At 53.7% G+C, this 23,722-nt stretch carries 19 protein-coding genes and 7 tRNA genes; 4 read left to right on the top strand and 22 right to left on the bottom strand.

Features of this window, described 5'->3' with window-relative positions; genetic code table 11:
* Window positions 1–11: 11 nt before the first annotated feature.
* Window positions 12–2,594 carry a leucine--tRNA ligase gene (gene leuS, locus IBT47_RS06530; RefSeq protein WP_200559841.1) on the bottom strand — a complete coding sequence of 861 codons (2,583 nt, stop codon included), beginning with the start codon at window positions 2,592–2,594 and terminating at the stop codon, window positions 12–14.
* Window positions 2,595–2,822: 228 nt separating this feature from the next.
* On the opposite strand from leuS, the gene IBT47_RS06525 reads away from it, so the two are divergent.
* On the top strand, window positions 2,823–3,305 hold the full coding sequence (locus tag IBT47_RS06525) for a zinc ribbon-containing protein (RefSeq protein WP_200559840.1): 483 nt from the start codon (window positions 2,823–2,825) through the stop codon (window positions 3,303–3,305).
* A gap of 90 nt (window positions 3,306–3,395) precedes the next feature.
* Here IBT47_RS06525 and IBT47_RS06520 read toward each other — a convergent pair whose 3' ends face one another.
* From IBT47_RS06520 to IBT47_RS06505, 4 genes are all read right to left on the bottom strand, one after another.
* Window positions 3,396–4,121 carry an amino acid ABC transporter ATP-binding protein gene (locus IBT47_RS06520; protein ID WP_105591041.1) on the bottom strand — a complete coding sequence of 242 codons (726 nt, stop codon included), beginning with the start codon at window positions 4,119–4,121 and terminating at the stop codon, window positions 3,396–3,398.
* Window positions 4,122–4,799, bottom strand: a complete 678-nt coding sequence (gltK, locus tag IBT47_RS06515) for a glutamate/aspartate ABC transporter permease GltK (protein ID WP_200559839.1) — start codon at window positions 4,797–4,799, stop codon at window positions 4,122–4,124.
* Window positions 4,799–5,539, bottom strand: coding sequence for an amino acid ABC transporter permease (locus tag IBT47_RS06510; RefSeq protein ID WP_200559838.1), 741 nt, complete (start codon window positions 5,537–5,539; stop codon window positions 4,799–4,801). The genes gltK and IBT47_RS06510 overlap by 1 nt, the downstream gene beginning before the upstream one ends.
* 193 nt (window positions 5,540–5,732) lie before the next feature.
* Window positions 5,733–6,653: an amino acid ABC transporter substrate-binding protein gene (locus IBT47_RS06505; RefSeq protein WP_105591044.1), complete on the bottom strand. Its 921-nt coding sequence runs from the start codon at window positions 6,651–6,653 to the stop codon at window positions 5,733–5,735.
* A gap of 355 nt (window positions 6,654–7,008) precedes the next feature.
* On the opposite strand from IBT47_RS06505, the gene IBT47_RS06500 reads away from it, so the two are divergent.
* Complete coding sequence (locus IBT47_RS06500) at window positions 7,009–7,197, top strand: hypothetical protein (protein ID WP_200559837.1); 189 nt, start codon at window positions 7,009–7,011, stop codon at window positions 7,195–7,197.
* A gap of 44 nt (window positions 7,198–7,241) precedes the next feature.
* On the opposite strand, the gene lnt is transcribed toward IBT47_RS06500, so the two are convergent.
* The 5 genes from lnt to miaB all read right to left on the bottom strand — a co-directional run bounded on the left by lnt (window position 7,242) and on the right by miaB (window position 12,909).
* Window positions 7,242–8,783 carry an apolipoprotein N-acyltransferase gene (gene lnt, locus IBT47_RS06495; RefSeq protein ID WP_200559836.1) on the bottom strand — a complete coding sequence of 514 codons (1,542 nt, stop codon included), beginning with the start codon at window positions 8,781–8,783 and terminating at the stop codon, window positions 7,242–7,244.
* A 7-nt stretch (window positions 8,784–8,790) separates the two neighbouring features.
* Window positions 8,791–9,669 (bottom strand): CNNM family magnesium/cobalt transport protein CorC, encoded by an 879-nt coding sequence (gene corC / locus IBT47_RS06490; protein ID WP_105591046.1) that lies wholly within the window; start codon window positions 9,667–9,669, stop codon window positions 8,791–8,793.
* A gap of 83 nt (window positions 9,670–9,752) precedes the next feature.
* Window positions 9,753–10,220 (bottom strand): rRNA maturation RNase YbeY, encoded by a 468-nt coding sequence (ybeY, locus tag IBT47_RS06485; protein WP_200547372.1) that lies wholly within the window; start codon window positions 10,218–10,220, stop codon window positions 9,753–9,755.
* On the bottom strand, window positions 10,217–11,281 hold the full coding sequence (locus IBT47_RS06480) for a PhoH family protein (protein ID WP_105591048.1): 1,065 nt from the start codon (window positions 11,279–11,281) through the stop codon (window positions 10,217–10,219). Before IBT47_RS06480 ends, ybeY begins: the two co-directional genes overlap by 4 nt.
* 203 nt (window positions 11,282–11,484) lie before the next feature.
* The gene (gene miaB, locus IBT47_RS06475; RefSeq protein WP_200559835.1) at window positions 11,485–12,909 is read right to left on the bottom strand and encodes a tRNA (N6-isopentenyl adenosine(37)-C2)-methylthiotransferase MiaB; all 1,425 of its coding nucleotides are present in this window, start codon (window positions 12,907–12,909) and stop codon (window positions 11,485–11,487) included.
* A 179-nt stretch (window positions 12,910–13,088) separates the two neighbouring features.
* On the opposite strand from miaB, the gene ubiF reads away from it, so the two are divergent.
* Window positions 13,089–14,267, top strand: a complete 1,179-nt coding sequence (ubiF, locus tag IBT47_RS06470; protein WP_200559834.1) for a 3-demethoxyubiquinol 3-hydroxylase — start codon at window positions 13,089–13,091, stop codon at window positions 14,265–14,267.
* A 131-nt stretch (window positions 14,268–14,398) separates the two neighbouring features.
* Here the strand turns inward: ubiF and IBT47_RS06465 are convergent.
* The 12 genes from IBT47_RS06465 to nagB form a co-directional block, all read right to left on the bottom strand.
* Window positions 14,399–14,473 (bottom strand) — tRNA-Gln (locus IBT47_RS06465).
* A 68-nt stretch (window positions 14,474–14,541) separates the two neighbouring features.
* A tRNA-Gln gene (locus IBT47_RS06460) sits at window positions 14,542–14,616 on the bottom strand.
* A 6-nt stretch (window positions 14,617–14,622) separates the two neighbouring features.
* A tRNA-Met gene (locus IBT47_RS06455) sits at window positions 14,623–14,699 on the bottom strand.
* Window positions 14,700–14,727: 28 nt separating this feature from the next.
* Window positions 14,728–14,802, bottom strand: a tRNA-Gln gene (locus tag IBT47_RS06450).
* 55 nt (window positions 14,803–14,857) lie between these two features.
* A tRNA-Gln gene (locus IBT47_RS06445) sits at window positions 14,858–14,932 on the bottom strand.
* Window positions 14,933–14,958: 26 nt separating this feature from the next.
* Window positions 14,959–15,043, bottom strand: a tRNA-Leu gene (locus IBT47_RS06440).
* A gap of 11 nt (window positions 15,044–15,054) precedes the next feature.
* Window positions 15,055–15,131: transfer RNA gene (locus IBT47_RS06435), tRNA-Met, on the bottom strand.
* Between the two features lie 221 nt (window positions 15,132–15,352).
* On the bottom strand, window positions 15,353–17,017 hold the full coding sequence (gene asnB, locus IBT47_RS06430) for an asparagine synthase B (protein ID WP_105591051.1): 1,665 nt from the start codon (window positions 17,015–17,017) through the stop codon (window positions 15,353–15,355).
* 267 nt (window positions 17,018–17,284) lie between these two features.
* The gene (locus IBT47_RS06425; RefSeq protein ID WP_105591052.1) at window positions 17,285–18,037 is read right to left on the bottom strand and encodes an HAD-IIA family hydrolase; all 753 of its coding nucleotides are present in this window, start codon (window positions 18,035–18,037) and stop codon (window positions 17,285–17,287) included.
* Window positions 18,038–18,054: 17 nt separating this feature from the next.
* Window positions 18,055–19,275 carry an N-acetylglucosamine repressor gene (locus tag IBT47_RS06420; protein WP_200559833.1) on the bottom strand — a complete coding sequence of 407 codons (1,221 nt, stop codon included), beginning with the start codon at window positions 19,273–19,275 and terminating at the stop codon, window positions 18,055–18,057.
* A gap of 7 nt (window positions 19,276–19,282) precedes the next feature.
* Entirely contained in the window at window positions 19,283–20,431 is a 1,149-nt protein-coding gene (nagA, locus tag IBT47_RS06415; protein ID WP_200559832.1) for an N-acetylglucosamine-6-phosphate deacetylase, read from the bottom strand.
* 101 nt (window positions 20,432–20,532) lie between these two features.
* Complete coding sequence (nagB, locus tag IBT47_RS06410) at window positions 20,533–21,333, bottom strand: glucosamine-6-phosphate deaminase (RefSeq protein WP_105591055.1); 801 nt, start codon at window positions 21,331–21,333, stop codon at window positions 20,533–20,535.
* Window positions 21,334–21,665: 332 nt separating this feature from the next.
* Between nagB and nagE the strand changes: the two genes are divergently transcribed.
* Window positions 21,666–23,621 carry a PTS N-acetyl glucosamine transporter subunit IIABC gene (nagE, locus tag IBT47_RS06405; protein ID WP_200559831.1) on the top strand — a complete coding sequence of 652 codons (1,956 nt, stop codon included), beginning with the start codon at window positions 21,666–21,668 and terminating at the stop codon, window positions 23,619–23,621.
* Window positions 23,622–23,722 lie beyond the last annotated feature (101 nt).

The raw sequence follows: 23,722 nt of genomic DNA, 5'->3' as shown, positions 1-23,722 counted from the left end.
TCCTCCTGACATCAACCCACAACCAGGTTAAGCAGTTTACCCGGCACGTAAATAACTTTACGAATGGTAACGCCGTCGAGATATTTCGCCACCAGATGCTCCTGTGCTGCGCGAGCCTGCACCTGCTCCTGAGTCGCGTCTGCTGCAACGGTAACTTTACCGCGAACTTTACCATTAACCTGAACAACCACCAGCAGCGAGTCTTCAACCATCGCTGATTCATCAGCCTGCGGCCATGGTGCATTATCCACTTCGCCTTCACCGCCCAGTGCCTGCCACAGCACGAAGCTGGCGTGCGGGGTAAACGGATACAGCATACGGACAACGGCCAGCAACGCTTCCTGCATCAGCGCGCGATCCTGAGCGGTTTCCTGCGGCGCACGGAGCAGTTTGTTCATCAGCTCCATAATCGCAGCGATAGCGGTGTTGAAGGTCTGACGACGGCCAATATCATCGCTGACTTTGCTGATGGTTTTGTGCAGGTCGCGGCGCAGCGATTTCTGCTCGTCGTTCAGTGAAGCGATATCCAGCGCTTCGGTTGCGCCTTTTTCACTGTGCTCAAAGGCCAGTTTCCACACGCGCTTGAGGAAGCGGTTCGCCCCTTCAACGCCGGATTCCTGCCATTCCAGAGTCATATCTGCCGGAGAAGCAAACATCATGAACAGACGAACGGTATCTGCACCGTAGCGCTCAACCATCACCTGCGGGTCGATGCCGTTGTTTTTCGACTTCGACATTTTGCTCATGCCCGCGTAAATCAGCTCATGGCCAGCGGCATCGGATGCTTTGGTGATACGGCCTTTCTCGTCGCGCTCAACGGTCACATCAACCGGAGAGACCCAGTTACGTTCGCCGTTGTTACCGGTGTAGTAGAACGCATCGGCCAGTACCATCCCCTGGCACAGCAGACGTTTAGCCGGTTCGTCGGACGTCACCAGACCTGCATCGCGCAGCAGTTTGTGGAAGAAGCGGAAATAGAGCAGGTGCATGATTGCGTGCTCAATCCCACCGACGTACTGATCGACCGGCAGCCAGTAGTTGGCCGCAGCCGGGTCCAGCATGCCTTTATCATAGTCCGGGCAGGTGTAGCGCGCGTAGTACCAGGATGACTCCATAAAGGTGTCAAACGTATCGGTTTCACGCAACGCAGGCTGGCCGTTAACCGTGGTTTTAGCCCACTCAGGATCGGCTTTAATCGGGCTGGTAATGCCATCCATCACCACGTCTTCCGGCAGGATAACCGGCAGCTGATCTTCCGGGGTAGGCATCACGGTGCCGTCTTCCAGCGTGACCATTGGAATTGGCGCACCCCAGTAACGCTGACGTGAAACGCCCCAGTCGCGCAGACGATAGTTCACTTTACGCTCGCCGACGCCTTTCTCAGCCAGCTTGTTGGCAATCGCGTTAAAGCCGTCTTCAAACGACAGGCCGTCAAACTCACCGGAGTTGAACAGCGTACCTTTTTCGGTCATTGCCGAAGCGCTCAGGTCCGGCGCTGTGCCGTCTGCGGCCAGAATAACCGGCTTAACGGTCAGACCGTATTTGGTCGCAAATTCCCAGTCGCGCTGGTCGTGGCCAGGCACGGCCATCACTGCACCTGTACCGTACTCCATCAGCACAAAGTTAGCGACCCATACAGGAACCTGCTCGCCGGTCAGCGGGTGTACCGCAAAGCGGCCGGTGGCCATGCCTTTTTTCTCCATGGTGGCCATATCGGCTTCGGCAACCTTGGTATTCCGGCATTCAGCAATGAAGTCAGCCAGCGCCGGGTTCGATGCGGCGGCGGCAGCAGCCAGCGGATGACCTGCGGCCACGGCCAGATAGGTCACACCCATGAAGGTATCCGGGCGGGTGGTATAAACGCTGAGTTTCTCTTCACTGTCCGCAACGTTGAACTCGATTTCCACGCCTTCAGAGCGGCCAATCCAGTTACGCTGCATGGTTTTAACCTGTTCAGGCCAGCTTTCCAGCGTGTCGAGGTCGTTCAGCAGTTCGTCAGCGTAGGCGGTGATTTTCACAAACCACTGCGGGATCTCTTTACGCTCAACTTTGGTGTCACAGCGCCAGCAGCAGCCGTCGATCACCTGCTCGTTGGCCAGCACGGTCAGATCGTTCGGGCACCAGTTAACCGCAGAAGTCTTTTTATAGACCAGGCCTTTTTCGTACAGCTTGGTGAAGAACCACTGTTCCCAGCGATAGTACTCAGGCTGACAGGTCGCCAGTTCGCGGCTCCAGTCGTAGCCAAAGCCGAGCAGCTTCAGCTGGTTCTTCATGTAATCGATATTGGAGTAGGTCCACGGAGCCGGAGCGGTATTGTTTTTTACCGCCGCGCCTTCCGCAGGCAGACCGAATGCATCCCAGCCGATAGGCTGCAGCACGTTTTTACCCAGCATGCGCTGGTAGCGAGAAATCACATCACCGATGGTGTAGTTTCGCACATGGCCCATATGTAGGCGGCCAGAAGGATAGGGTAGCATTGAGAGGCAGTAATACTTCTCTTTACCTTCCTCTTCGGTCACTTTGAACGTTTGCTTCTCATCCCAGTGCTTCTGGACGTGGGATTCTATCTCTTCCGGGCGGTATTGCTCTTGCATGGCTGCCAGTGGTCCTTTTTGAATAGCGCTAAGCTTATTTCTGATTTCATTTAAGATCCGCATAGCATAGCTGATCCCCCCCCAACGCAACAACAGTAAGCGAGCGGCGAGGCGGCATTTCTCTTTAAGCTGGAAGCGCTGCGGCAAATTTGTGCAATGAAAAGCCGTATTTTTTGTACAGGAACTAGAATGATAGGGAAATGCTTTCGTTATCAATAAGGAGAGTCCATGAACAAGGTTGCTCAGTACTATCGCGAGTTTATTTCATCCTTAACGAAGCGCCTGGAGCAGGGTGAGCGTGACATTGATGCGCTGGTAGACAGCGCGCGGCAGCGGATGAATAACCGTGGCGAACTGACCCGCAGCGAAATTGATGACGTTACGCGAGCGGTTCGCCGCGATCTGGAAGAGTTCGCGCGCAGCTATGCTGAAAACGAACAGGAACTCGGCGACAGCGTGTTTATGCGCGTCATTCGCCAGAGCCTGTGGAAAGAACTGGCTGATATTACCGATAAAAGCCAGCTTGAGTGGCGTGAGGTGTTTCAGGATCTGAATCATCACGGTGTGTATCAAAGCGGTGAAGTGGTTGGGTTGGGAAATCTGGTATGTGAGAAATGCCAGTACACTCGTGCCATCTATACGCCGGAGGTATTAACCCGCTGCTCAGAGTGTGGGCACGATCAGTTTCAGCGTCAGCCGTTTGAACCGTAGGCTGGGAGCCGGAGAAGGGTGAAATCGGTATCCGGATAAAGTGAAAATATCATTCTCCGGATACCGTTTTTTAGCTATGAGAAGTCCGCCTTAATGCAGGATTTTCGCCAGGAACTCTTTTGCGCGCTCCGACTGCGGGTTGTTGAAGAAGTCATCCTTCGGTGAATCTTCCACAATTTTACCTTCGTCCATAAAGATCACCCGGTTAGCCACTTTACGGGCAAAGCCCATCTCGTGTGTCACCACCATCATGGTCATTCCTTCATTCGCCAGCTCAACCATTACATCCAGCACTTCGTTGATCATTTCCGGGTCCAGCGCTGAGGTGGGTTCATCAAACAGCATGGCGATCGGGTCCATGCACAGCGCGCGCGCGATGGCCACGCGCTGCTGCTGGCCGCCGGAAAGCTGCCCCGGGAACTTGTTTGCGTGTGCTCCCAGCCCGACGCGCTCCAGCAGCTTCAGTCCTTTCTGACGCGCCTCATCTTTATTACGTTTAAGAACCTTGACCTGCGCCAGAGTCAGGTTTTCAACGATGGAAAGGTGGGGAAACAGCTCAAAGTGCTGGAACACCATGCCAACGCGTGAACGCAATTGCGCAAGATTGGTACGTTTATCATTCACCGCCGTGCCGTTCACTTCAATCACGCCCTGCTGGATGGGTTCCAGGCCGTTGACGGTTTTTATCAGCGTGGATTTACCGGAGCCGGAAGGGCCGCAGACCACCACCACTTCACCTTTCGTCACTTCCGTTGAGCAGTCGGTCAGCACCTGAAATTGACCATACCACTTAGAAACATTTTTCAGGGTAATCATTTAAGCAGTCCTTTTTTTCTTTAAATAGCTGACCAACAGCGAAGCACTGAGGCTGATAACAAAATAAACCGCGCCGGCAAACAGCACCATCTCAATTTCCGTACCGTTGTTGATTCCGATGGTATCGGCTGTGCGGAAGAAATCGGCAAGGCTCAGAACGTAAACCAGTGAGGTGTCCTGGAACAAAACGATACCCTGGGTGAGCAGCAGCGGTACCATCGCGCGAAACGCCTGCGGCAGAATGATTAGCTGCATTGACTGCCACTTGGTCATCCCCAGCGCCAGCGCGGCGTTGCCCTGACCACGGGCAATACTCAGTATCCCGGCGCGGATAATTTCGGAGTAGTATGCGGCTTCAAACAGCGAGAAGGCCACCATGGCTGAAATCAGGCGGATATCCGTTTTGGGCGACAGCCCCAGTACCTGCTGCAGGAAACTCGGAACCACCAGATAGAACCACAGCAGTACCATCACCAGCGGCACTGAGCGGAACAGGTTGACGTACAGGCGGGCAAACCAGCTGACGACGGTAATCGACGACAGCCGCATCACCGCCAGCAGGGTGCCCCAGATGATGCCGAAGATTACCGCCGTAATCGTGATTTTCAGGGTAACAACCATACCGTTCCACAGGAACGGCAGGTTGGGCACGATGGTGCTCCAGTCAAATTCGTACATTATTTTCCTCCCGTATTGCCGGGCAGGCGCACTTTACGTTCAACCAGGCTCATCAGCAGCATAATCACCGCATTGATGGCGATATAGGCCAGCGTAATAGCCGTAAATGATTCATAGGCGTGCGCGGAGTAATCCAGCAGTTTGCCAGCCTGCGCCGCCATATCCACCAGACCAATGGTTGAAGCGATCGCCGAGTTTTTCACCAGGTTCAGCATTTCAGAGGTCATTGGCGGCACGATAACGCGATAGGCATTAGGCAGCAGGACGTAACGGTAGGTTTGTGGCAGCGTCAGCCCCATTGCCAGACCGGCGTTTTTCTGCCCGGAAGGCAGGGACTGAATGGCTGCACGGACCTGCTCGCACACGCGCGCGGCGGTAAACAGCCCCAGGCAGAGTACCGAACAGGTGAAGAACTGAATATTCGGGTCCAGCTCTGATTTAAACCACATGCCGATGCTTTCGGGCAGCAGTTCCGGGACAACCAGATACCAGATAAAGAACTGGACGATCAGCGGCACGTTGCGGAAAAGCTCAACGTAGCAGGTGCCCAGCGTAGACAGCCATCGGTTAGGAACGGTGCGCAAAATGCCAAACAGCGATCCAACCAGCAGAGCGATAATCCAGGCGCAGACTGAGACGGCAACGGTGATCTGGAAACCAGACCATAGCCAGCCAAGGTAGGTGGTATTACCGAACGGGGCCTGTTGCAGGAAGATACCCCAGTTCCAATCAATTGACATAAACGACTCCGGTAAAAAAAGGGTAGCGGCTGCTACCCTGAAGATTGATGAGAGGCCCTGATGTACGCTACGGGGAACGACCGCTTAATACCTTAGCCAGGCTGCGTGACTGAGTGCCACATCAGCCTGGCCGTGTCTGTCCGGGCCTGTGTTCAACAATCGTAGGGCAGCAGACTGCCCTTTATTTTCGTTATTAATTCATTGCCTTGTCGTTAGGAGACTTGAACAGCGCTTTCATATCGTCAGACAGATCGAAGTCCATGGTCATGTTTTTCGGTGGGATTGGCTGTTTAAACCATTTATCAAACCATTTTGCCGCTTCGCCGGACGTCTGTGCCTGCGCGATGGTGTCATCCATCAGCTTCTTAAATTCGCCATCGCCCTTACGCAGCATACAGCCGTAGGCTTCGTGTGACTGCGGCGTGCCGAGGATTTCCCAGTTAGATGGTTTCTTCGCTTTTGCGCGTTCACCGGCCAGCAGTGCGTCATCCATCATAAAGGCCACCGCGCGGCCGCTTTCCAGGGTACGGAAGGAGTCACCGTGATCTTTGGCGCTGATAATGCGCATGTCCATTTTCTGCTCATCATTCAGCTTGTTCAGCAGAATTTCAGACGTTGTACCGGAAGTCACTACGACGCTTTTCCCTTTCAGGTCAGCGAAGTCTTTAATCGGGCCACCTTTTTTCACCAGCAGGCGGGTACCCACAACGAAGATGCTGTCAGAGAACGCGGCCTGTTTCTGGCGTTCCAGGTTGTTGGTGGTGGAACCGCACTCGAAATCGTAGGTGCCGTTTTGCAGCAGCGGAATGCGGTTCTGTGACGTGATTGGCAGCAGTTTAACCTGCAGGTCAGGCTTGTTGAGTTTCTTTTTGATCGCTTCAACGATGGCGTCGGAGTATGCCTGAGAATAACCCACCACTTTTTGCTGATTATCGTAGTAGGAGAACGGGACGGATGATTCACGGTGGCCCACGACGATGACGCCGTTTTTAGCAATTTTTTCCAGGGTCTGAGTTTGTGCATCAGCGGCCTGTGGTGCAGCGTCTTCCGCATGTGCAATACCGGAGGCAAAACCAGCCAGTGCAAGGCAAAGCCCCAGTTTCCGTAATTTCATGTTCCAACTCCTTTGCAGTTGTGGCGTTAATTAAACTACGCCGACGTGATGTTGTGTGTATTTCCAGCTGTTTATCTGTTTTATGTACAGCGGTTAACGTGGTCTTTCTCAAATAACATAGCCGAATGTTAACGGCAGGATACGAAAAAGTTTCCTTTTTGCGAGTCATGCCGCACCAATCTGGCGCCTGATGGCTCGCTCCGCTCCATGGTGGTGCGACGAATGCCCTTTTATGGTGCGGGTGGCGTTTCATCGTGACTTTTTTAAGGGCGACACACGTTTTCACGGAAATATTTTGCAATCATCGTGCCAACGGCGGCTTTTTAACAAAAGTGCAGCATAAACGGCGAGCGCGATGATGGATGCTATTGGGATGGCGAAGCCCAGCCCGGAAGCGAAAGGCAGATGGTTGGCGAAGAGCATATATGCGTTAGAAGAACAGAATGTGAAACTTGCAGAGGTCGGAAGTCGAAGTGGAAAAGGCAGAAAAGGTCTGGCGAGGGAAAATGTCGCGAAGGTAACAGGGGGAGGACATCTTGAATGAAGCACAAAATACGGAGCCAGCGAAAAGGCTGGCTCCGGGAGGATTTAACGTTGAGCCCCGCGTGAGCGCCAGCAGCACAGTGTGCCCACCGCGGCGAAGAGCAGCGTGATAAACCACACGCCCCAGTTACCGATACGCGCGTAAGGCGTCAGGCCCGTCGTCGGCGTGACTTTTGCGGAGAGCACCTCGGCGGTGAACTGAGGAATCATCTGGCTGATATCCCCTTTAGCGTCCACGATAGCCGTTACGCCATTATTGGTGCTGCGCAGCAGAGGACGACCCAGCTCCAGCGCGCGCATCTGCGCCATTTGCAGATGCTGCCATGGGCCGATCGAATGGCCAAACCAGGCATCGTTTGAGATAGTCAGCAGGAAGTTAGTATCCGGCTGGAAGTTATCCCGCACCTGCTGACCCAGTACGATTTCGTAGCAAATCGCGGCGGTCAGATTAAAGCCCGCCACTTTGAGCTGCGGCTGAATGTAACTGCCACGGCTGAAAGAGGACATCGGCAGATCGAAGAACGGCGCCAGCGGACGCAGCAGCGATTCCAGCGGGACGAATTCACCAAAAGGCACCAGGTGATTTTTCTGGTAGCGATTACCGCTGAAGTAGTTGTAAGGCTGTGGACCACCCAGCACGATGATCGAGTTGTAATCGTGGTAGCGATTATTTTCGAGGCGTGAGTCAACAATACCGGTAATCAGGCTGCTGCCGCCGTTGCGAAGCTGCTCATCAACTTCTTTCAGGAACGGCTGTTGGCGCGTTTCCAGATCGGGAATGGCTGACTCCGGCCAGATAATAATCGGCGCTTTACCAACGTATGGACGACTGAGCGTGGTATAGGTTTTTAGCGTATTAACCAGCTGGTTAGGGTCCCATTTCATCGATTGTGCGATGTTGCCCTGCACCAGCGCCACGTCAACGGTGCGTTCCGGCAGCGGCTGGAACCAGTTGATCAGGCGCAGTGGCCACGGCAGTAAAAGCAGGGCCAGGGCGATGATACCCGCACTCAAGCGCCGCTGATTGGCGGCAAAGACCAACAGACCCGCTATTATCATCAGCAGGAAGGTGATGCCCTCCACACCGAGCAACGGTGCCAGTCCTTTTAAAGGGCCGTTAATCTGGCTGTAGCCGAACTGCAGCCACGGGAAGCCGGTTAAGATCCAGCCGCGTAAAAACTCTGTCACCTGCCAGAGTACCGGTGCTGCCAGCACCAGGCGCAGCAGCGTGGTTTTTGGGAACAGGCGGTTTAGCAGGGTGGTAAACAGCATCGGATACAGCGACAAATAGGCTGCCAGCAGAACCACGAGGAAGATATTCACCGGTCCTGGCATACCGCCAAAGGTGGCGATACTGACATAGACCCAGTTAATACCGCTGCCGAAAAGGCCGAAGCCCCATGCGAAGCCAATTGCGCAGGCCTGCCGCGTTGTGCGGTTCAGCGTCAGCGCCTGGAGCCCGATTAAAGAAACAAGGGCGGCAGGCCAGAAATCATAGGGTGAGAAAGAAAGGGTGCCAGCGGCACCCGTTAACAGCGCGAGCAGCAGGCGAACCCGCTGGCGCTGGTAAATTGAGGCAATTGCCATAAGGTAATTACTCTTCCAGAGTGGGCTGTGGCGAGTTTTCCGGAACCCTGACGTGGACCTGGATGATACGGCGGCTGTCGGCCATTGCGACTTTAAACTGGTAGCCGTCGATTTCGATGCTCTCTCCGCGAGCCGGGAGATGGCCGAAGCCCTGCATCACCAGTCCACCAATGGTATCCACCTCTTCATCGCTGAAGTGGGTGCCGAATACCTCATTAAAGTCTTCAATCGGGGCTAACGCACGCACGGTATAGGTATGACGGCTCAGCTGACGGATATCACGATCTTCCTCATCATCATATTCATCTTCGATTTCACCGACGATCAGTTCGAGAATATCTTCGATGGTCACCAGACCGGAAACGCCACCAAACTCATCGATGACGATCGCCATGTGGTAGCGCTGCGAGCGGAACTCTTTTAGCATGCGGTCAACACGCTTACTCTCCGGTACCACAACGGCCTGGCGCAGAACTTTTTCTATACTGAACGGCTCGGAACTGCTGCTCATAAACGGCAGCAGATCTTTCGCCATCAGGATGCCTTCAACATGGTCCTTGTCTTCACTGATCACCGGGAAGCGCGAGTGGGCAGAGTCAATGATCACCGCCAGGCACTCTTCCAGCGTTTGATTACGCTTGAGCGTGATCATCTGCGAGCGGGGGATCATAATATCGCGTACACGCTGTTCGGCGATATCCATCACCCCTTCCAGCATATCCCGTGTATCCGGATCGATCAGTTCGTTCTGCTCGGAATCACGGATTAGCTCAAGCAGGTCATCACGGTTTTTAGGCTCACCGTGGAAAAGCTGGTTGAGGATCAGGCTAAAAAATCCCTTTTTACTACTGGGACTGTCGTTATTCTGTGAATGGTCATCGCTCATGGCGTTTTTGAGTTAGTCTCTCTGTTAAGGGATCGGCTGCCCCCGCAGGGGCAAGGCGTACAGCAAGCTGGATACGCCAGCACTTATTCTTTCTCCGAAATGTACGGATCGGGATAGCCAAGAGCAAGCATTATCTCGGTCTCCAGCGATTCCATCTCTTCGGCTTCGTCATCTTCGATGTGATCATAACCTAATAAATGCAGGCTACCGTGGATCACCATGTGCGCCCAGTGCGCCTCCAGCGCTTTTTCCTGCTCCAGCGCTTCCTGTTCTACAACCTGACGGCAGATAATCAGATCGCCCAGCAGGGGAAGTTCTATCCCCGGCGGTGCTTCAAACGGGAAAGAGAGCACGTTGGTAGGCTTGTCCTTGCCGCGATAGGTATGGTTTAACTCATGGCTTTCGGCTTCATCCACCACGCGAATAGTAACTTCACTTTCCGGCTGAAACTGCGGCAGCACCGCTTCCAGCCAGCGGCGGAAATCGGCTTCCGGTGGCAGCCCCTGTTCACTTTCACAGGCTAACTGCAGGTCAAGAATGACTGTACTCATTTGGGCTCCTGTGAAGCAGCCTGCTGCAGGGCGAGCGCTTCACGTTTACGTTCTTCTGCCAGGGCATCGCGCCGTTTTTGATCGGCACTTTCCCAGGCTTCATAGGCAATGACAATTCGGGCAACGACCGGGTGGCGCACTACGTCTTCACTGTGGAAGAAGTTGAAGCTCAGTTCCGGTACGTCGGATAACACTTCAATAGCGTGGCGCAGGCCGGATTTCAGGTTACGCGGCAGATCTATCTGGGTGACGTCACCGGTAATCACCGCTCTTGAGTTGAAGCCAATACGCGTCAGGAACATCTTCATCTGTTCGATGGTGGTGTTCTGGCTTTCGTCCAGAATGATAAACGCGTCATTCAGGGTACGGCCGCGCATATAAGCCAGCGGAGCCACTTCGATTACGTTGCGCTCAATCAGTTTCTCTACGCGCTCAAAGCCCAGCATCTCAAACAGGGCGTCATACAGCGGACGCAGATAAGGATCGACCTTCTGGCTGAGATCGCCGGGCAGGAAACCCAGCTTCTCGCCAGCTTCCACTGCCGGGCGGGTCAGCAGGATACGGCGTATTTCCTGTCGCTCAAGGGCATCTACTGCTGCGGCCACCGCCAGGTAGGTTTTACCGGTACCCGCAGGTCCGATGCCAAAAGTAACGTCGTGGTCGAGAATATTGGCAATATACTGCGCCTGATTAGGCGTACGTGGCTTGATGACGCCGCGCTTGGTCTTAATGTGAATCGCTTTACCAAAGTCAGGCACGCTTTCAGCGGTCTGCTCCAGTACCCGGCTCTCTTTAATTGCCAGGTGAATCTGTTCCGGATCGATATCCGGGATATGGCCACGCACGGGGGCGGTATCCACGTAAAGATCGCGCAGGATGTCCACGGCGGCATTAACACAGAGCGCACGGCCTACCAGCTTAAACGCATTATCGCGGCGATTTATTTCAATCCCAAGACGGCGCTCCAGCTGCTTAATGTTGTCGTCGAACGGACCACAGAGGCTCAACAGCCGGGTGTTATCGGCCGGTTCTAAAGTAATTTCACGTGTTTCAATATTCAAACTAATCCTTTGGGTCACTCAGGGCCAGGTTGAGAAAATGGGCTTCACCGACTTAAGCGCCAGTGCCATAAGGGAATTATTTATGGCGAGGCGCAAAGGTGCAAGCGTCTCAAGCGATATTTGGGCTGAGATTTCAGAAACCAACCGTTGTTGCATGAAATAATGCGGCGAACTGGAAGCCTCGCCGCATTTTAATGGCGGGATCAGGGCTGGAAAGTACCTACGCCCAGCTCGTTTTCTTTACGAGTGCGGGCAATCACCGAGGCAGGGGATTCAATACTGCGCAGGCCCATCTGTTCTTCGCTGCGCACCAGCACGCCGCGCAGTGAGTTGGTGTAAACATCCACGATTTCGACATCAACGAATTTGCCGATATGTTCTGGCGTACCTTCAAAGTTGACCACGCGATTATTTTCCGTGCGGCCTGAAAGCTCCATTACATTTTTACGCGAGGTGCCTTCGACCAAAATTCGCTGGACGGTACCGAGCATGCGGCGGCTCCACGCCATCGCCTGCTGGTTAATGCGGTCCTGCAAAATATACAGGCGCTGCTTCTTCTCTTCTTCTGACACATCGTCAGGGAGGTCGGCGGCAGGCGTACCGGGGCGCGCGGAGTAGATAAAGCTGAAGCTGACGTCGAAGTTGATTTCGCCAACCAGCTTCATGGTCTGTTCAAAGTCGGCCTGAGTTTCGCCCGGGAAGCCGATGATAAAGTCGGAGCTCATCTGAATATCGGGCCGTGCGGCCAACAGCTTACGAATAATCGCTTTATATTCCAGCGCGGTATGCGAGCGCTTCATCAGTGTGAGTATGCGGTCGGCACCGCTTTGTACCGGCAGATGCAGGAAGCTGACCAGTTCAGGCGTATCGCGATAGACGTCAATAATGTCGTCAGTAAATTCAATCGGATGACTGGTGGTGAAACGAATGCGGTCAATACCGTCAATGGCGGCGACCAGGCGCAGCAATTCGGCAAACGTGCAGATACCGCCGTCGTAAGTTTCGCCCCGATAGGCGTTAACGTTTTGCCCCAACAGGTTGACTTCACGCACGCCCTGAGCGGCGAGCTGAGCAATTTCAAACAGAATGTCATCCGAAGGTCGGCTGACCTCTTCACCACGCGTATAGGGCACCACGCAGAACGTACAGTACTTATTGCAGCCTTCCATGATAGAAACAAAAGCAGTAGGACCGTCCGCGCGCGGTTCTGGCATGCGGTCGAATTTTTCAATTTCCGGGAAGCTGATATCCACCACCGGGCTTTTGGTGCCGCGAACGGTGTTGATCATTTCCGGCAGGCGATGCAGGGTTTGCGGGCCAAAAACAATATCCACGCAGCTGGCACGCTGACGAATATGTTCACCCTCCTGCGATGCCACACAGCCACCCACGCCGATAATGACGTCCGGTCGCGCTTCTTTCAGTTTTCGCCAACGGCCAAGCAGATTGAAAACCTTTTCCTGAGCCTTTTCACGAATTGAGCAGGTGTTGAGCAGCAGTACGTCAGCGTCTTCCGCTTCTTCGGTCAGCGTATAGCCGTGGGTGCTGTTTAACAGGTCAGCCATTTTGGATGAGTCATACTCATTCATCTGGCAGCCCCAGGTTTTAATATGCAGTTTTTTTGTCATCGACTTGCCATTTGTCATGCAGAAAAGAGTGCAGGGCGCGTATCCTATTGTTTCGCGACCAGTGAAACTGAGGTAACGGGGTTAAAATCCGGTACACTTACTAACTATCAGGATAACAGAATTCGCCCGGTGAGGTGTAGCTGTAGAGCATATTTGGCAACGCCGGTGAAGGAAAAACAATGACAGAAAATGAGCAGAAGGTAGATGTGGCCATTGTGGGCGGTGGCATGGTTGGTGCCGCGCTGGCCAGTGGTCTGGCACAGCACGGGTTTGAGGTAGCGGTTCTGGAGCAGGAAGCCCCGGTGGATTTTGATCCGGTCAGTCCTCCCGATGTGCGTATCTCAGCTATTGGTGCTGCATCCGTCGCTTTACTCAAACAGCTTGATGTCTGGCCAGCGGTTACCGCGATGCGCTGTGCGCCCTATCGTCGGCTGGAAACCTGGGAGTGGCAGACGGCTCAGGTCTCCTTTGATGCCGCCTCGCTTGGACTGCCGGAACTCGGCTATATGGTGGAGAACAGCGTGCTGCAGCGGGCACTGTGGCAGCGCTTGCAACAGCAGCCCGTGCGGATAATCTGCCCCACGCGGTTACAGAGTTTACAACCGGTCAACGGTGGCTGGCAGCTAACGCTGGACGGCGGTCAGCGGCTGAATACCCGTCTGGTGATCGGTGCTGACGGGGCCAATTCTCAGGTGCGCCAGATGGCTGGTATTGGTATTCGCGGCTGGAATTATGCTCAGTCCTGTATGTTAATCAGCGTGCGCTGTGAGCATGATGCGGGAGATACCACATGGCAGCAGTTTACTCCGCAGGGGCCACGTGCATTTCTGCCGTTGTTTGATAACTGGGCATCACTGGTCTGGTATGACAGCCCGGCGCGCATTCGCCAGCTACAGGCGATGCCGATCCCTCAGCTGCAAAAAGAAGTTGCTGCACATTTCCCGGCGCGGTTAGGCAAAGTGACTGCCGTGGCGGCCGGATCGTTCCCGCTGGTACGCCGGCATGCCATTGACTACGTCAAACCAGGCCTTGCGCTGGTGGGGGATGCGGCACACACCATTAATCCGCTGGCAGGGCAGGGTGTAAACCTCGGCTATCGCGATGTGGATGCGTTGATTAACGTGCTGAGTGAATCACGTCTGCGTGCTGAAGACTGGGCCTCTGAAGCGGTGTTGATGCGTTATCAGCGTCAGCGCCAGAAAGATAATCAGCTGATGCAGAGCGGCATGGATCTGTTCTATTTCGCCTTCAGCAACCAGCTGGGCCCGTTGAAGCTTGTGCGTAATCTGGGATTGATGGCGGCACAGCATTCCGGCGGGCTGAAGCGACAGGCGTTGCGGTACGCGCTGGGACTGTAGTTTTACTCTGGGTAGGTTAACCGCCTGCCCGTTAATCCATAGCGCGGTCTGTTTTGAGAGTGCTGTATGCGACTGGAATTCCATGATCGGCAGACGTAAAAAAGCCCGCTTGCGCGGGCTTCTTTACTTTATGGCTGGGGTGCAGGGATTCGAACCCCGGAATGCTGGTATCAGAAACCAGAGCCTTACCACTTGGCGACACCCCAATTTTTACTGCGACTGGCGAACCAGGCGACTTTTACTTTGCGACTTAATACAACCAGCCGTCTTTATATGGCTGGGGTGCAGGGATTCGAACCCCGGAATGCTGGTATCAGAAACCAGAGCCTTACCACTTGGCGACACCCCAATAATTTGGTGGCTACTACGGGAATCGAACCTGTGACCCCAGCATTATGAGTGCTGTGCTCTAACCAGCTGAGCTAAGTAGCCGTACATTATTGCTTTACAACTTTCTGACTGGCTGGGATACCTGGATTCGAACCAGGGAATGCCGGTATCAAAAACCGGTGCCTTACCGCTTGGCGATATCCCAATGTCCGCATCGTGATAACACGACAGTCAGAACTACACATTCTACTACAAAAAACTGGCTGGGGTACCTGGATTCGAACCAGGGAATGCCGGTATCAAAAACCGGTGCCTTACCGCTTGGCGATACCCCATCCTTGCTGCAAACCTCTGTCGGAAATGGTGCGGGAGGCGAGACTTGAACTCGCACACCTTGCGGCGCCAGAACCTAAATCTGGTGCGTCTACCAATTTCGCCACTCCCGCGCAAAAAGAAGTGGTGGCTACTACGGGAATCGAACCTGTGACCCCAGCATTATGAGTGCTGTGCTCTAACCAGCTGAGCTAAGTAGCCTTCTTTTTTTTGCGTCACCTTCATCGGCGTTGCGGGGCGCATTATGCGGAGTTGGCCCAAAAGCGTCAACTAGTTTTTTCCCGTTTTTTGCCATAAACGTGTTGTTTGCATGGCTTGTGACCATTATGTCGATAAAATCGACGAATTCTGAGTCTAAACAGCGTTATGGCAAAAAAAAAACGGGCCATAAAGGCCCGTAAGTATTTGTGAAACGGTAAGGATTAGTAGGCTGCCTGATGCACGCCAACCGCACGTCCTGACGGATCGTCCATGGTTTTGAACGCTTCATCCCATTCGATGGCTTTAGCCGACGAGCAGGCGACTGAAGGACCACCCGGAACGCATTCAGCCGCGCTTGGTACCGGGAACAGCTCTTCAAAGATTTCACGGTACAGATACGCCTCTTTAGAGGTTGGCGTGTTGTACGGGAAGCGGAAGTGCGCGGTTTGCAGCTGCTGGTCGCTAATCTGCTCTGCCGCAACTTCTTTCAGGGTATCAATCCAGCTGTAACCAACGCCGTCAGAGAACTGCTCTTTCTGGCGCCATGCTACGCTTGCCGGCAGGTAGGATTCAAAACACTCACGCAGGATGTGTTTTTCCATTTTGCCGTTGCTACCGCACATTTTGTCTTCCGGGTTGATGCGCATCGCCACATCAAGGAATTTCTTGTCCAGGAACGGTACGCGAGCTTCCACGCCCCAGGCTGACATCGCCTTGTTGGCACGCGCACAGTCAAACATGTGCAGCGCATGCAGCTTACGCACGTTCTCCTCGTGGAACTCCTGTGCGTTTGGTGCCTTATGGAAGTACAGGTAGCCGCCGAAGACTTCGTCCGCACCTTCGCCGGACAGCACCATCTTGATGCCCATTGCTTTGATCTTACGTGACATCAGATACATCGGGGTGGATGCACGAATGGTGGTCACGTCATAGGTTTCAATGTGATAAATCACATCGCGAATCGCATCCAGACCTTCCTGCACGGTGAAGTGAATTTCATGGTGCACGGTACCCAGATGCTCAGCCACGGCTTTCGCTGCTTTCAGGTCCGGTGAACCTTCAAGACCCACGGCAAAGGAGTGCAGCTGCGGCCACCAGGCTTCGCTCTTGTCGTGATCTTCTACGCGCTTGGCAGCAAATTTTTTGGTCACCGCGGAAATGATGGAAGAATCCAGACCGCCGGACAGCAGAACGCCGTAAGGCACATCTGACATCAGGTGGCTTTTTACTGACTCTTCCAGCGCGCCTTTCAGAGCCGCTGCATCCGTGGTGTTGTTAGCCACTGCGGCATAGTCGAACCAGTCACGCTGCCAGTAGCGCTTGATTTCACCGTCGGTGCTGGACATATAGCTGCCCGCCGGGAACTCTTTGATTGTGCGGCAAACCGGCACCAGCGCCTTCATTTCAGAAGCGACGTACAGGTTACCGTGCTCGTCGTTGCCCATATACAGCGGAATGATACCGATATGGTCACGGCCGATCAGCCAGGTTTTCTTCTCTGTGTCATACAGAATAAAGGCGAACATGCCCTGCAGATCGTCGAGGAAGTCGATACCTTTTTCCTGATACAGCGCGAGGATCACTTCGCAGTCGGAATCCGTTTGGAATTCATAGCGGTCGCTCAGTTCAGCGCGCAGTGCCTGATGGTTGTAAATCTCGCCGTTAACCGCCAGAACGTGGGTGTGCGCAGCGTTGTACAGTGGCTGTGCGCCATTGTTCACGTCAACGATCGACAGACGCTCGTGTGCCAGGATGGCATAGTCATCGGCATAAATGCCAGACCAGTCCGGGCCACGGTGGCGCATCAGGCGAGAAAGCTCCAGCGCTTTCTTACGCAGTTCAGTAGGATCGGTTTTCAGATCGAGTACACCAAAAATAGAACACATACACAGCTCCCTAAACGACTTACCTTGCGGTATTGATATTGGTTTGAGGCGAGAGTTGCCGCCTGATGTATAAGAAAATGCGCTAACAGAGCAGACTATGCAAGCAATTTAGCCAATACCTGAAAAATAGCCTGTTGACCTGGCCTTATCTTTGATGATTATTCAATTAATGGGTGTTTTTATTGTTGAATCAGCAAAAGATGGCAAAAAGCGGATGAATTTTGCGCGATATGGAAGTATAAAGCCCGGGGTTAACCGGGCTGGGGATTAAAATATGTCAATATCCGCGACGGAGGGATAAACCCATGTCGGTCGGAAGGGCATGGCGTCAATATCGCTGAGGCTGGAAACGCCGCTAAGCACCAGTATGGTTTCCAGTCCGGCCTGGAATCCGGCCAGAATATCGGTGCGCAGGTTATCGCCAACGATAACCGTTTCCTCTGAATGGGCCTGCATCTTATTCAGTGCGGCACGCATAATCCACGGGCTGGGCTTACCGACGTAGAAAGGCTGCCGGCCGGAGATGCGTTCAATTCCTGCACAGAGCGCGCCGCAGGCAGGGGAGTGCCCGTGACCATGGCTGTCGGGGTTGGTGGCAATAAAGCGCGCACCGTTCGCCACAAAGAAGGCGGCTTTGTGCATCATGTCCCAGTTAAAGGAACGCGTCTCGCCGACGATCACAAAATCCGGGTTGATATCGGTAATCGTAAACCCGGCTTTATACAGCTCATGAATCAGTGCGCCTTCGCCGACGACATAGGCTTTTTTCCCTTCCTGGCGCTTAAGAAAATCGGCGGTAGCCATGGCAGAGGTATAAAAGACGCTGTCCGGGAGGTCTATACCCGCAGAGGCAAAACGGTTGGCCAGATCCATGGCGGTTTGTGACGGGTAGTTGGTCAGTACCACCAGCGGCATATTATTTCCCATGATCCGCTGCAGGAACTCGCGAGCCCCGGGTACGGCAGTATTGTCATGCATTAATACGCCATCAATATCGCAAATTACGTTCTTAATCGTCATGCACTTACTGTCCTTGATTACGCTTCCAGAAGTCGCTGTAGCAGGATGCCGTTAAGCATCGCCCGTTTTGCCAGCGCAAAGGCGCCGATAGCCGAGCGATGATCGATCTCTGAGCGTACTACCGGCAGATTTTTTCGGAACGCTTTTAGCGCCTGGGTATTGATGCAGCTTTCAATCGCGGGTAGCAGGACCTTATCGGCCTCGGTTATTTCACCGGCGATAACAATTTTCTGCGGGTTAAACAGGTTAATCGCAATGGCAATCGCTTTACCCAGATGTCGGCCCACATGTTCGATAACCTCGGCGGCCAGCACATCGCCGCGATTGGCGGCACTGCAAATATGCTGGATCTGGCAATTGTCCAGACTCAGGCTACTCGGATAGCCCTGCGTCAGCAGATGCCGTACGCGATTTTCAATCGCACTGTTAGCGGCAATGGTTTCCAGGCAGCCAAAGTTGCCGCAGTGGCAGCGCTCTCCCAGCGGATCGACCTGGATATGCCCCAGCTCACCGACATTGCCGTTACTACCGAGGAAGATATGCCCGTTGGCGATGATTCCCGCCCCCGTTCCGCGATGAACGCGCACCAGGATGGAGTCTGCGCAGTCGCGCGAGGCACCAAAATAGTGCTCCGCCAGGGCCAGGCTACGGATGTCATGTCCGACAAAACTGGTGACGTTAAAGCGTTTTTCGAGGTTGGCGACCAGCGGCCAGTGACTGACGCTGATATGCGGCATATAGCGGATCACACCGTTCTTCGGATCGACCAGTCCGGGAAGAATAACCGAGATCGCGATGAGTTCGCGCAGCTTGCGCTGATGCTGCTCATGGAAGGCGGCTATGGCATTAAACAGCGCATTTTCCAGCGTTTCCTGGCTGCGCTCTGGCAGAGGGTAGTGCTCTTCCGCCAGCGATTTGCCGCTGAGATCGAACAGGGTCAGCGTGGCATCGTTACGGCCAAGACGAACGCCAATGGTGTTGAAGCCACGGGTTTCGCTGACAATCGATATTGCCCGGCGGCCGCCGGTTGAAGCCTGCTGCTCAACTTCTTTGATCAGCCCGCGTTCAATGAGCTGCCGGGTGATCTTGGTGACGCTGGCGGGTGCAAGCTGGCTGTGTTCGGCAATCTGAATGCGCGATATCGGCCCTTGCTGATCGATGAGCCGGTACACGGCTGCGCTATTCAGTTGTTTAACAAGATCAACATTTCCAATTTGGGCCTGGCCGCCAGTGGTCATTAAATATCTACTCGCTAAAGACCTCGTTACCATTAACGATGGTCCGGGTGATTTTATAGTCGCGGGTGAATACCGTCAGGTTCGCCACTTTTCCGGCTTCAATTGACCCTAACTGATTATCAACCCCCATTGCACGGGCGGGATAAAGCGTTGCCATACGGAGCGTTTCATCCAGAGCGATACCAACATGTTCGACGCTGTTCTCGACAGCTTCAATCATAGTTAGCGCAGAACCACTCAGCGTGCCGTTCTCATCAACGCACAGCCCGTTACGATAGTATATTGTTTTGCCAGCAAAAATGAACTGGTCAATATTAGCGCCTGCCGGTGCGGTGGCATCGGTAACCAGTACCAGCTTGTCGCCTTTGATGCGTTTTGCATTCCGAATGTTGGCGAAATGAACGTGTAAACCGTCGGCAATCACGCCACACCAGACATCCGGTGAATCAAACAGTGCACCGATCAAACCCGGTTCACGGCCGGTGGTGGTTGGCATTGCGTTGTAAAGGTGGGTCGCAAAACTGACGCCCGCGGAGATGCCGCTGCGCGCTTCGTCATACGTGGCGTGAGAATGCCCGGCGGAAATCACGATTCCGGCCGCGCGCAGTTGGCGGATCACTTCCGTGCCCACTTTTTCAGGGGCGAGGGTGATCTTGGTAATAACATCCGCATTTTCACACAGGAAGTCGACCAGCGCTTTATCCGGTGCACGAATCAGTGCCGGGTTGTGCGTACCTTTCTTCAGTGGATTCAGCCACGGACCTTCCAGGTGCAGACCCAACGCCTGATGACTGTTTTGTGCCAGCCAGGCTCGCATCACTTCAACCGCACGCTTCATCAGCTCGTCCGTGCTGGTGATAAGCGTCGGCAGGAAACTGGTGCAGCCTGATTTTTCATTCGCTTTCTGCATAATATTCAGCGTTTCAACGCTGATTGCAGCAGGATCATCATTGAACTGCACGCCGCCACAGCCGTTAAGCTGCAGATCGATAAAGCCAGGGGCAATAATGGCACCGTTGACGTCACGGATTTCAATACCGGCAGGCACATCGCCCTGCGGGCAAACACGGTCGATCAGGCCGTCAGCGATCACCACTGCGTGCCCGTCGAGGACTTCATGGCCGGTATAAATGCGACCCTGTGTTAAAGCGTACATAGTCATTCTCCTGACTTTTAATGCTGGTACGATCCGGCCAGCGTTAACGAAACCGCGTTTGGCCGGATGCGATCGGTGAAGGGGAGGCTTAGCTCCCGGCATCACAGACCGGTGATATTTTCCGCTTCCATTTCGCGGAAGTACTTCACGGTCTTCACTTTCAATTCCATGGTCGCTGGCTCATCGCAGACAACAACGGATTTAGCATGCAGCTGCAGGCAGCTAATGGTCCACATATGATTCACGTTGCCTTCAACGGCCGCTTTCAGGGCATGGGCTTTCAGGTGCCCGGTAACCAGAATCATTACTTCCTCTGCATCAAGCAGCGTACCGACGCCCACGGTTAGCGCGTATTTAGGTACCTGATCCACATCGCCACCGAAGAAACGCGAGTTGGCGATACGGGTATCGTGGGTCAGCGTTTTAATGCGGGTACGTGAAGCCAGAGAGGATGCGGGTTCGTTAAAGGCGATGTGTCCGTCGTTGCCTACGCCACCCATAAACAGATGGATTTTGCCGTAAGCACGAATTTTTTCCTCATACTGACGACATTCTGCGTCAATATCAGGCGCATTACCATTGAGAAGATTAATGTTTTCGCTTTGAATATCAACGTGATCGAAAAAATTACGGTGCATAAAGCTGTGATAGCTTTCAGGGTGCTCTTTTGGCAGACCTACATATTCGTCCATATTGAACGTAACAACATGTTTGAAGCTAACCTGGCCCGCTTTATGCATATCAATAAGGTGTTTATAGGCTTCCAGTGGAGTGCCGCCGGTCGGCAGGCCGAGAACGAAAGGGCGCTCTGCGGTAGGCTTAAAGTTATTAATGCGGTTAACAATGTGGCGTGCTGCCCACTTGCCGACCTGAGGAGATGTTGCCAGTGGAATCAGTCTCATGATGAACCTCGTCAATTGCGCAATATGAAATGGGTCTGAAAACGCTGCTCTGCTAGTTAAGAATTATCGTAACGTGATTACGAACAGATAACAGAGGGATAAGTCCGTTTTGATTTTTCGTATCATAAAATAAGTTTGTTCTGTTGACCAGTGAAATGGTTACAAAAATGCTCTTTTTGGTGATTTTAGTCACATAAGTAGCGATATAATTTGCGAAGCGAATTAATTTTTTTTTACACTTATGGCTGTGGTGTATACTGTCACTCAGACTGCAGAAGACCGTAAAAAAATAAACGATTTCTGGCACCTTAACGGGTTCAAAGGGGGAAAAGGTGAATATTTTAGGATTCTTTCAACGATTGGGGCGTTCGCTACAGCTGCCGATAGCCGTACTACCGGTTGCTGCACTGATGCTGCGCTTTGGTCAGCCTGATTTACTGAATATGCCGTTCATCGCGCAGGGCGGTGGTGCAATCTTCGATAACCTGGCGCTAATCTTCGCCATCGGCGTGGCGTCAACCTGGTCAAAAGATAATGCCGGTGCGGCAGCGCTGGCTGGTGCAGTGGGTTATTTCATCCTGACTAAAGCGATGGTCACCATCAATCCCGCGATCAATATGGGCGTGCTGGCCGGGATCATCACCGGTCTGGTCGCGGGCGCAACCTATAACCGCTGGGCCGACATCAAACTGCCTGACTTCCTCAGTTTCTTCGGCGGCAAGCGCTTTGTGCCAATCGCGACGGGCTTCTTCTGTCTGGTGCTGGCAGCCATTTTTGGCTATGTCTGGCCGCCGGTTCAGAACGCAATTCACGCCGGTGGTGAGTGGATTGTGGCAGAAGGTGCATTCGGGGCAGGCGTGTTCGGCTTCGTTAACCGTCTGCTGATTCCTACCGGTCTGCATCAGGTGCTGAATACCATTGCCTGGTTCCAGATTGGTGAATTCACCAACGCAGCAGGCACCGTCTTCCACGGCGACATCAACCGTTTCTACGCCGGTGATGGCACCGCAGGGATGTTTATGTCGGGCTTCTTCCCGATCATGATGTTCGGTCTGCCGGGCGCCGCGCTGGCGATGTATATGGCCGCACCAAAAGAGCGTCGTCCAATGGTTGGCGGTATGCTGCTGTCCGTTGCGGTAACCGCTTTCCTGACCGGTGTTACCGAACCGCTTGAATTCCTGTTCATGTTCCTGGCACCGATGCTGTATCTGATCCACGCATTGCTAACCGGCATCAGCCTGTTTGTCGCCACGCTGCTGGGTATTCATGCCGGTTTCTCCTTCTCTGCGGGCGCCATCGACTATGCGTTAATGTACAACCTGCCTGCCGCCAGTAAGAACGTTTGGATGCTGCTGGTGATGGGTGTTGTTGCCTTCGTGATTTACTTTGTGCTGTTCAGCGCCGTCATCCGCCTGATGAACCTGAAAACGCCGGGCCGCGAGGATGCATCTGACCTGGTGGTAGAAGAAGAGGCAAACAGCAATACCGAAGAGGGGATGGAGCAGCTTTCCCGTCAGTATATCGGGGCCGTTGGTGGTTCCGATAACCTCAATGTCATAGATGCCTGTATCACTCGTCTGCGCCTGTCGGTGAAAGATGCCGGACTGGTTAACGATGCGGCCTGTAAGCGCCTGGGCGCATCCGGTATTGTTCGGCTGAACAAACAGACGATTCAGGTGATTGTGGGGGCGAAAGCGGAATCCATCGCTGAAAGCATGAAAAAACTGATTGCTAAAGGACCTGTCGCGGCGGCAGCGGCTACCGCTACGCCAGTCGCTCCTGTAGCACCTGCTGCTGCGCCACAGGCCGTGCCAAACGCCAGCAAAGGGATTGTTGGTACGCTGGTGGCACCGGTAAGCGGTACCGTTGTAGCGATTGATCAGGTACCTGATGAAGCCTTTGCCAGTAAAGCGGTAGGTGACGGTCTGGCGATCAAACCGACCAGCAGCACCGTTGTTGCGCCAGCCAGCGGTACGCTGGTGAAAATCTTTAACACCAATCATGCCTTCTGTCTGGAAACGGAAAAAGGGGCAGAAATCGTGGTGCACATGGGGCTGGATACCGTTGCGCTGCAGGGTAAAGGCTTTACCCGACTGGTGGAAGAGGGTGCTCATGTGGTTGCCGGTCAGCCGGTGCTGGAGATGGATCTGGCTTTCCTTGAGGCGAATGCCCGTTCGATGATAAGCCCGGTCGTGGTCAGCAACATCGAGGACTTCTCCGGATTAACGCTGCTGGCAGGCGATACCGTGGTTGCCGGTGAGAGCCGTATCTACGAGATTAATGGCTAAAATACGATACTAACGTAAGCAGAAAGGGCGGCGAGCAATTCCCGCCCTTTTTTTATTGGATTTCCGTAACAAACGGTTGTCTCAGTCCCCCGCTTTGTGGA

This window comes from Erwinia sp. S43 (genome assembly GCF_016624745.1).
Classification (GTDB): Bacteria; Pseudomonadota; Gammaproteobacteria; order Enterobacterales; family Enterobacteriaceae; genus Erwinia; species Erwinia coffeiphila.
Note: the sequence above shows the minus strand (reverse complement) of the source record. Positions and strands in the feature narration are given on the sequence as shown.

Excerpts from the sequence above, each read along its gene's own strand:
- leuS (WP_200559841.1), bottom strand. The coding sequence starts at position 2,594 with ATGCAAGAGCAATACCGCCCGGAAGAGATAGAATCCCACGTCCAGAAG.
- IBT47_RS06525 (WP_200559840.1), top strand. The coding sequence starts at position 2,823 with ATGAACAAGGTTGCTCAGTACTATCGCGAGTTTATTTCATCCTTAACG.
- IBT47_RS06520 (WP_105591041.1), bottom strand. The coding sequence starts at position 4,121 with ATGATTACCCTGAAAAATGTTTCTAAGTGGTATGGTCAATTTCAGGTG.
- gltK (WP_200559839.1), bottom strand. The coding sequence starts at position 4,799 with ATGTACGAATTTGACTGGAGCACCATCGTGCCCAACCTGCCGTTCCTG.
- IBT47_RS06510 (WP_200559838.1), bottom strand. The coding sequence starts at position 5,539 with ATGTCAATTGATTGGAACTGGGGTATCTTCCTGCAACAGGCCCCGTTC.
- IBT47_RS06505 (WP_105591044.1), bottom strand. The coding sequence starts at position 6,653 with ATGAAATTACGGAAACTGGGGCTTTGCCTTGCACTGGCTGGTTTTGCC.
- IBT47_RS06500 (WP_200559837.1), top strand. The coding sequence starts at position 7,009 with ATGATGGATGCTATTGGGATGGCGAAGCCCAGCCCGGAAGCGAAAGGC.
- lnt (WP_200559836.1), bottom strand. The coding sequence starts at position 8,783 with ATGGCAATTGCCTCAATTTACCAGCGCCAGCGGGTTCGCCTGCTGCTC.
- corC (WP_105591046.1), bottom strand. The coding sequence starts at position 9,669 with ATGAGCGATGACCATTCACAGAATAACGACAGTCCCAGTAGTAAAAAG.
- ybeY (WP_200547372.1), bottom strand. The coding sequence starts at position 10,220 with ATGAGTACAGTCATTCTTGACCTGCAGTTAGCCTGTGAAAGTGAACAG.
- miaB (WP_200559835.1), bottom strand. The coding sequence starts at position 12,909 with ATGACAAAAAAACTGCATATTAAAACCTGGGGCTGCCAGATGAATGAG.
- ubiF (WP_200559834.1), top strand. The coding sequence starts at position 13,089 with ATGACAGAAAATGAGCAGAAGGTAGATGTGGCCATTGTGGGCGGTGGC.
- asnB (WP_105591051.1), bottom strand. The coding sequence starts at position 17,017 with ATGTGTTCTATTTTTGGTGTACTCGATCTGAAAACCGATCCTACTGAA.
- IBT47_RS06425 (WP_105591052.1), bottom strand. The coding sequence starts at position 18,037 with ATGACGATTAAGAACGTAATTTGCGATATTGATGGCGTATTAATGCAT.
- IBT47_RS06420 (WP_200559833.1), bottom strand. The coding sequence starts at position 19,275 with ATGACCACTGGCGGCCAGGCCCAAATTGGAAATGTTGATCTTGTTAAA.
- nagA (WP_200559832.1), bottom strand. The coding sequence starts at position 20,431 with ATGTACGCTTTAACACAGGGTCGCATTTATACCGGCCATGAAGTCCTC.
- nagB (WP_105591055.1), bottom strand. The coding sequence starts at position 21,333 with ATGAGACTGATTCCACTGGCAACATCTCCTCAGGTCGGCAAGTGGGCA.